Source organism: Mycobacterium sp., from assembly GCF_035603715.1.
Classification (GTDB): Bacteria; Actinomycetota; Actinomycetes; order Mycobacteriales; family Mycobacteriaceae; genus Mycobacterium.
This window is the reverse complement of sequence record NZ_DATNJW010000323.1, coordinates 1-7,808: the sequence shown is the minus strand read 5'-3', so window position 1 is coordinate 7,808 and position 7,808 is coordinate 1. Positions and strand designations below refer to the sequence as shown.

Below are 7,808 nucleotides of genomic sequence, written 5' to 3'. Positions count from 1 at the left end.
CAGGCCGCGGACACCGGCGACCGTCAGGCCGCGTTGGTGCACTTCGTCGAACGGGTCGGCGCCGACGAAGCCGAGGCGCTACGGCGTGCGCTCGACGAATTGGAATCAGGTCATCGGAAAGCGCCGCCTGGTAGCGCTCGGCCCGAGGACTAAGGGAGACTGAAAAAGTGTCCGGACTGGCCTTCACCACGCTTGCGGTGATGCTGGTCGGCCCGGTGCCTGCCCTGCTTGCTCGCGCGACCTGGCCGCTGCGTGCCCCCCGCGCAGCGATGGTGCTCTGGCAGGCGATTGCGGTTGCCGCAGTCTTGTCGGCATTCAGCGCCGGCATCGCGATCGCCAGCCGGTTGTTCGTCCCGGGAGCTGACGGGCGGCCGACCGCGAGTCCGGCCGCCGAGATCGGTCGGCTCGGTTGGCCGTTGTGGCTACTGGACGTCGGGGTCTTCGCGCTGACGCTGCTGATCGGAGCGCGGCTGGCGGTGGCGGTCATCCGAGTCGCCGTCTCGACGCGTCGACGGCGGGCCCATCACCGAATGCTGGTTGACCTGCTCGGCATGTCGTCGGACGCGGTTTCCGTGCGGGCCTGCGCGCGGGGCCGCGACCTGCGTGTGCTGGAGGTGGCACAGCCGCTGGCGTACTGCCTGCCCGGTGTCCGTGGCCGTGTGGTGGTCAGCGAGGGCACCCTGGACTCGCTCGCGGAGGCCGAAGTCGCCGCGATCCTCGGCCATGAGCGTGCCCACCTGCGTGCCCGACACGATCTGGTGCTCGAGGCGTTCACCGCCGCGCACGCCGCGTTTCCCCGATTCGTCCGCAGCGCAAGCGCTTTGGACGCGGTGCAGCTGCTGGCCGAGCTATTGGCCGACGACGCGGCGGTGCGGGTAGCCGGCCGTGCTCCCCTGGCTCGCGCCCTGGTGACCTGCGCGTCGGGCCGCACGCCGCTCGGCGCTCTGGCCGCCGGCGGCACGCACACCCTGTTGCGGGTCCGTCGGCTGTCCGGCAGCGGCAACAGCCTGTGGGTGTCGACAGCCGCCTACCTCGCAGCCGCGGCGGTGCTCATCGTGCCCACCGTGGCCTTGGCTATCCCCTGGCTCACCGAACTGCACCGGCTGTTCACCGCTGCCTAACCCGCCAACCGGGCAATCACCTCGCTTTGGCGATACTTTGCAGATACCTGAATCCCGCTGTGCCACAGTGTTCGGAGCGGGGCGTTGGATGGCAGTCACGAAACGAGAGGCGCACACATGAGCTCGTCGGATTCAAAGACCGGGACCGCGCAAATCGGCGTCACCGGCTTGGCGGTGATGGGCTCGAACCTCGCCCGCAACTTTGCCCACCACGGCTACACCGTGGCGCTGCACAACCGGTCGATCGCCAAGACCGACACGCTGCTCAAGGAGCATGGCGACGAGGGCAAATTCGTCCGGTCGGAGACCATCGAGGAATTCCTGGACGCGCTGGAGAAGCCGCGCCGGGTGATCATCATGGTCAAGGCCGGTGACCCGACCGACGCCGTCATCAACGAGCTCGCCGACGCGATGGAAGACGGCGACATCATCATCGACGGCGGCAACGCGCTCTACACCGACACCATTCGCCGCGAAAAAGCTATCCGGGAACGCGGCCTGCATTTCGTCGGCGCGGGCATCTCCGGCGGCGAGGAGGGGGCACTGAAGGGCCCGTCGATCATGCCCGGCGGTCCGGCCGAGTCCTACAAGTCGCTGGGTCCGCTGCTCGAAGAGATCTCCGCGCATGTCGACGGCGTGCCGTGCTGCACCCACGTCGGCCCGGACGGCGCCGGTCACTTCGTCAAGATGGTGCACAACGGCATCGAGTACTCCGACATGCAGCTGATCGGCGAGGCCTATCAACTGCTGCGCGACGGCCTCGGCAAGACCGCACCCGAGATCGCGGACGTCTTCGCCGAATGGAACAAGGGCGATCTGGACAGCTTCCTCATCGAGATCACCGCGCAGGTGCTGCGTCAGACCGACGCCAAGACCGGCAAGCCGCTGGTCGACGTCATCCTCGACGAGGCCGAGCAGAAGGGCACCGGCCGCTGGACGGTGAAGTCCGCGCTCGACCTCGGCGTGCCCGTGACCGGGATCGCCGAAGCGGTCTTCGCCCGCGCATTGTCGGGATCGGTGGCGCAGCGCAAGGCCACCACCGGACTGGCATCAGGTGACCTCGGCGAGAAGCCAACGGACGCTGCGCAGTTCATCGACGACGTCAGCAAGGCTTTGTACGCCTCCAAGATCATCGCCTATGCCCAGGGCTTCAACCAGATTCAGGCCGGCAGCGCCGAATACAACTGGGGCATCAAGCCCGGTGACATGGCCACCATCTGGCGCGGCGGCTGCATCATCAGGGCCAAATTCCTCAACCGGATCAAGGAGGCGTTCGACGAGGACGCCGATCTGCCGTCACTGGTCGTCGCGTCATATTTCCGCACCGCCATCGAGGAAGCCATCGACAGCTGGCGACGTGTCGTGGTGAAGGCCACCGAACTCGGCATCCCGATCCCCGGCTTCTCCTCGGCGCTGTCGTACTACGACGCGCTACGCACCGAGCGACTGCCCGCGGCGCTGACCCAGGGTCTGCGCGACTTCTTCGGAGCGCACACCTACGGCCGCATCGACGACGATCCCGACAAACGCTTCCACACCCTCTGGAGCGGCGACCGCAGCGAAGTCCCCGCCTAGCCCCCATCACTGGGCCAAGGGGGATAATCAGGGGCGATGAGGTTTCTGGAGGGGCACCGTCCCGCGTACGACCTGACCTACAACGACGTCTTCATCGTGCCGAGCCACTCGGATGTGGAGTCACGCTTCGACGTCGATTTGTCCAGTAACGACGGCTCGGGCACCACCATCCCGGTGGTGGTGGCGAACATGACCGCGGTCGCGGGCCGGCGAATGGCCGAGACGGTGGCCCGCCGCGGCGGGATTGTTGTTCTGCCACAAGATCTTCCGATCGCCGCGGTGCATCAGACGGTGGATTTCGTCAAAAGCCGCGACCTGGTCGTCGACACCCCGGTGACCTTGGTTCCGGACGATTCGGTGTCGGACGCGCTGGCGCTGATCTCTAAGCGTGCCCACGGGGCCGCGGTCGTCGCATTCGAGGGACGGCCGATCGGACTGGTCACCGAATCGTGTTGCGACGGAGTCGACCGTTTCGCCCGAGTTCGCGACATCGCGATCACCGACTTCGTCAAAGCTCCGGTGGGAACGAATCCGCGAGAAATCTTCGAACTTCTCGAGCACGCCCCGGTCGATGTCGCGGTGCTGACCGGCGCCGACGGCACAGTGGCCGGTGTGCTGACCCGGACCGGTGCGATCCGGGCCGGCATCTACTCGCCGGCGGTCGACGCGAAGGGCAGACTGCGCATCGGCGCCGCGGTCGGGATCAACGGCGACGTGGCCGCCAAGGCGCAGGCGCTGACCGAGGCCGGTGTCGACTTGGTTGTCGTCGACACGGCTCACGGACATCAGATCAAGGCGATGGACGCGATCAAGTCGATCGCTTCGCTGGACCTGGGTGTGCCATTGGTCGCCGGAAACGTGGTGTCGGCCGACGGCACCCGCGACCTGGTCAACGCCGGCGCGTCGATCGTCAAGGTCGGCGTGGGTCCGGGCGCGATGTGCACCACCCGGATGATGACCGGCGTCGGCCGGCCCCAATTCTCCGCTGTCCTCGAATGTGCTGCGGCCGCAAAGCAGCTCGGCGCCAAGGTGTGGGCTGACGGCGGAGTGCGGTACCCGCGCGACGTGGCCCTGGCGCTGGCGGCCGGCGCGTCCAACGTGATGATCGGATCCTGGTTCGCGGGTACCTACGAGTCCCCCGGCGACCTCCTGCGCGACCGCGACAACCGGCCATACAAGGAGAGCTACGGCATGGCGTCCAAGCGCGCGGTGGTCGCCCGCACAGCGGGCGACAGCGCCTTCGAGCGGGCCCGCAAGGCGTTGTTCGAGGAAGGAATCTCGACGTCGCGGATGGGGCTGGACCCGGCCCGCGGCGGCGTCGAGGATCTGCTCGACCACATCACCTCCGGCGTGCGGAGCACCTGCACCTACGTCGGTGCGTCGACGCTGGCCGAGTTGCACGACCGGGTCGTGGTCGGTGTGCAATCCGCGGCGGGCTTCGCCGAAGGCCACCCGCTGCCGCTTGGGTGGTGAACCACATCGGTTGACGGGCGTGTCGACGCGGCAACGCGTGCTTGCGCGCGCCGCGCCTTCGCTACCATCAAAGGTCACATCATCCGTGGTTCGTCGAAGGAAGGGTTCCCGTGCCGCAGGCACCCGCGCCGTCCGGCGTGTGTGACGCCGACTCCGAGGAGCCTCCTTCTTGCAGGTGGCCACGATGAATCTCGTCGTCACCCTGCTCAGCCTGCTGGCCATCGTGCTGCTCACCGCCGGCACCGCACTGTTCGTCGCGGCTGAGTTCTCGTTCACCACACTCGAGCGCAGCACGGTCGATGCCAACGCCCGCAACGGCGGTCGGCGCGACCGGTGGGTGCGCCGGGCCCACCACACCCTGTCGTTCCAGCTGTCCGGAGCGCAGCTGGGCATCTCGATTACCACGCTGATCACCGGCTACCTGACTGAGCCGCTGGTCGCCGAGCTGCCGCACCCGGCCATGAACGCGCTCGGCGTGCCCGACCGGGTCGCCAACGCGGTCGTCGCCTTTGTGACGTTGCTGGTCGTCACGTCGCTGTCGATGATCTTCGGTGAGCTCGTCCCGAAAAATCTTGCCGTGGCGCGGCCACTTCAGACGGCACGCGCGGTTGCCGGATTGCAGTTGCTGTTCTCCTGGCTGATGACGTGGCCGATTCGGCTGACCAACGGTGCGGCCAACTGGGTTCTGCGCAAGCTCGGGATCGAGCCCGCGCAAGAACTGCGGTCGGCGCGTTCGGCGCAGGAACTGGTGTCGCTGGTGCGCAATTCGGCTCGCAGCGGCTCGCTGGACCCCGCCACCGCGGCGCTGCTGGACCGGTCGCTGCAATTCGGTGATCTGACCGCCGAGGAGCTGATGACGCCGCGGTCGAAAATCGTTGCGCTGCAAGTTGATAACACCGTCGCAGATCTGGTGGACGCCGCCGCCGAGAGCGGCTTCTCGCGATTCCCGGTCGTCGATGGTGACCTCGACGAGACCGTTGGCATCGTGCACGTCAAACAGGTCTTCGGAGTGCCGGCCGCCGAGCGGGAGCTCACACTGGTCACCGCCGTGGCGCAGCCCGTCGCCAAGGTGCCCTCCACGCTCGACGGCGACGCGCTGATGGGACAGATTCGCGCCAACGACCTGCAGACCGCGATGGTCGTCGACGAGTACGGCGGCACCGCGGGCATGGTGACCGTCGAGGACCTGATCGAGGAGATCGTCGGCGACGTCCGCGACGAACACGACGACGCAGCACAGGACGTGGTTGCAGTCGGCAACGGTTGGCGGGTGTCCGGTCTGCTGCGCATCGACGAGGTGGCCGCCGCGACCGGCTACCACGCCCCCGAGGGCGAATACGAGACGATCGGCGGGCTGGTCATGCAACAGCTGGGCCGCATTCCGGCCATCGGTGACGAGGTGCAGCTGGGTGGATACGAGCACGACGGCCTCCCGCACACCTCGGCTTGGCACGCCAGAGTGGTCCGAATGGACGGCCGCCGCATCGACCTGCTTGAGCTGACCCAGCTGCCCGATCACGCCGATTCCGCCGCCGTGCGAGGCCGATGATGGGCGACCTGCTCGCGTTGTTGGCGACCATGCTGCTGGTGGGCGCGAACGCGTTCTTCGTGGCCGCGGAGTTCTCCCTGATCTCCGCGCGACGGGATCGCCTGGAGGCGTTGGCCGAACAGGGCAGATCAAGCGCAGTCACCGCGCTGCGGGCCGGCGAGCAGCTTCCGCTGATGTTCGCCGGGGCCCAACTCGGAATCACCGTCGCGTCGCTGATGTTGGGCCGGCTCGGCGAGCCCGCGGTCGCCGATCTGCTGCGGCGGCCGTTCGACCTGCTCGGCGTCTCGCCGACCCTGCTGCACACGCTGTCGCTCGTGGTGGCGCTGGCGATCGTGGTGACACTGCATGTGCTGCTCGGCGAGATGGTCCCGAAGAACATCGCCATCGCCGGCCCGGAAAAGGCGGCGATGCTGCTGATTCCGGCCTATTTGGCCTACGTGCGCACGGTCCGGCCGATCTTGACGTTCTACAACTGGTGCACGGGTGTGACGTTGCGCGCGTTGCGGGTGCAGGCCCGCGACGAGCTCGAGGTCGCGGTGTCCACTGTCGAGCTCAGCGAGATGATCGCCGAGTCGGTGTCGGAGGGCCTGCTGGATCCCGAGGAGCACAACAGGCTCACTCGGGCGCTGCAAATCCGCAATCGCACAGTCGCCGACGTGGCCGTACCGGTCGGTCAGATCCAGGCGGTGCCGGTGGCCGCCGCCGGCTCTGGGCCAACGGTCGGCATCGTCGAAAAGGCTTTGGCCGCAACCGGTTACTCGCGATTCCCGGTGGTCGACGCCGACCATGGATTCGTTGGCTATCTGCACATCAAGGACGTGCTGTCATTGGCCGGCGACCCGCATGCCGTGATCGACCTGGCCAGCGTCCGGCCGCTGCCGCGGGTTTCCCAATCGCTGACGGTGCCCGAGGCGCTGTCGCGGATGCGCCGTACCAACAGTCACCTCGCGTTGGTCACCGGTCAAGACGGCTCCGTGGTGGCCATGGTGGCACTGGAGGATCTGGTGCGTGATCTGGTCGGCCTGGTGCGTGACGGAACACACCGTGCGTAGTACGAGCATCCAGTTGGATGTCGAGCACTGGACGGCTCGCGCCGCCGAATATGCCTCGCGCGTCGAAAGCTTCGTGGCCCCGCACGCCAGACGGGCACACGTCGGCGAGCCCCATCCGGTCTGGGACTTCCTGTTCAGCTACTACAGCCTGCGACCGAGGCAACTGCGCTGCTGGCATCCCGGCTATGGAGTGGTGCTGACTGGCAGCGAAGCGGTCCGTCGATACCGGACTCGCCGGGGCTACACCATCGACCTGTCCGGTGTCGCCGTGAGCGATGACTACCTGCGTAGCCGGGTGGAGACCATTTCGTTCGTGGCCGATCTGCTGCAAGCGACCGCGCGACGGCCCGCGCAGCTGAACTGCTTTGGGCTGCATGAGTGGGCGATGGTCTACCGCAGCGGCGAGGTACGCCACGACCGCGTGCCACTGCGGCTGGGCGCAACGGGCACCGACACCGTGGTCGAGGCCGAGGTCGCCGGACCGTTGCGGTGCAGCCACTTCGACGCGTTCCGCTTCTTCACCCCCGACGCCGTGCCACGCAACGCGGGCTCTCCCAGCCGCGCCACGCAGCAGGAGTGGGAGCAGCCCGGTTGCCTGCACGCGAACATGGATCTGTACAAATGGTCGTACAAGTTGAGCCCGCTGATCGACTCCGAGACGCTGCTCGACTGCCTGGAATTGGCTGCGGCTGCGCGTGAGATCGACATGCGAGCCAGCCCGTATGACCTCAGCGGCTACGGATACACGCCGATCGCCGTCGAGGACGCGGCGGGCCGTGCCGAGTACGTGCGCTGCCAGAAGGCCATCGCCACACGTGCTGAGCCGTTGCGAGCAGCGCTGCTGGCACGGTGTGACCTGCTGCTGCAGGCCGCCGGTTGCCGGTAGTTGCGCTGCTGGCCGGTAGGCTGACACTTGATTTCGATAGGTAAGTGCGGAGGAAAAACATGACGGATCGCGTGTCGGTGGGGAACCTGCGCGTCGCTCAAGCGCTGTACGACTTTGTCAACACCGAGGCTTTGCCCGGCACCGACATAGAC

7 protein-coding genes and 1 pseudogene are annotated in these 7,808 nt (G+C 67.3%); all 8 read left to right on the top strand.

From position 1 onward, the window contains the following. A pseudogene (locus VN856_RS13330) lies at window positions 1-153 on the top strand (transcriptional regulator); the annotation flags it as partial. A 14-nt stretch (window positions 154-167) separates the two neighbouring features. After that, window positions 168-1,121: a M56 family metallopeptidase gene (locus VN856_RS13325; protein WP_325689732.1), complete on the top strand. Its 954-nt coding sequence runs from the start codon at window positions 168-170 to the stop codon at window positions 1,119-1,121. A 117-nt stretch (window positions 1,122-1,238) separates the two neighbouring features. Beyond that, window positions 1,239-2,696, top strand: coding sequence for an NADP-dependent phosphogluconate dehydrogenase (gene gndA / locus VN856_RS13320; protein WP_325689730.1), 1,458 nt, complete (start codon window positions 1,239-1,241; stop codon window positions 2,694-2,696). Window positions 2,697-2,732: 36 nt separating this feature from the next. Next, window positions 2,733-4,169 carry a GuaB1 family IMP dehydrogenase-related protein gene (locus tag VN856_RS13315; RefSeq protein WP_325689728.1) on the top strand — a complete coding sequence of 479 codons (1,437 nt, stop codon included), beginning with the start codon at window positions 2,733-2,735 and terminating at the stop codon, window positions 4,167-4,169. Between the two features lie 184 nt (window positions 4,170-4,353). Further along, window positions 4,354-5,718, top strand: coding sequence for a hemolysin family protein (locus tag VN856_RS13310; protein WP_325689726.1), 1,365 nt, complete (start codon window positions 4,354-4,356; stop codon window positions 5,716-5,718). Next, window positions 5,718-6,770, top strand: a complete 1,053-nt coding sequence (locus VN856_RS13305; protein ID WP_325689725.1) for a hemolysin family protein — start codon at window positions 5,718-5,720, stop codon at window positions 6,768-6,770. The genes VN856_RS13310 and VN856_RS13305 overlap by 1 nt, the downstream gene beginning before the upstream one ends. Beyond that, the gene (locus VN856_RS13300) at window positions 6,763-7,656 is read left to right on the top strand and encodes a 3-methyladenine DNA glycosylase (protein WP_325689723.1); all 894 of its coding nucleotides are present in this window, start codon (window positions 6,763-6,765) and stop codon (window positions 7,654-7,656) included. The genes VN856_RS13305 and VN856_RS13300 overlap by 8 nt, the downstream gene beginning before the upstream one ends. 59 nt (window positions 7,657-7,715) lie before the next feature. Then, on the top strand, window positions 7,716-7,808 hold a 93-nt coding region (locus tag VN856_RS28890), incomplete at its 3' end, for a hypothetical protein (RefSeq protein ID WP_414686945.1).

What these genes read in the sequence shown, in the direction of transcription:
- gndA (WP_325689730.1), top strand. Translation starts at nt 1,239, where the DNA reads ATGAGCTCGTCGGATTCAAAGACCGGGACCGCGCAAATCGGCGTCACC.
- VN856_RS13315 (WP_325689728.1), top strand. Translation starts at nt 2,733, where the DNA reads ATGAGGTTTCTGGAGGGGCACCGTCCCGCGTACGACCTGACCTACAAC.
- VN856_RS13310 (WP_325689726.1), top strand. Translation starts at nt 4,354, where the DNA reads ATGAATCTCGTCGTCACCCTGCTCAGCCTGCTGGCCATCGTGCTGCTC.
- VN856_RS13305 (WP_325689725.1), top strand. Translation starts at nt 5,718, where the DNA reads ATGGGCGACCTGCTCGCGTTGTTGGCGACCATGCTGCTGGTGGGCGCG.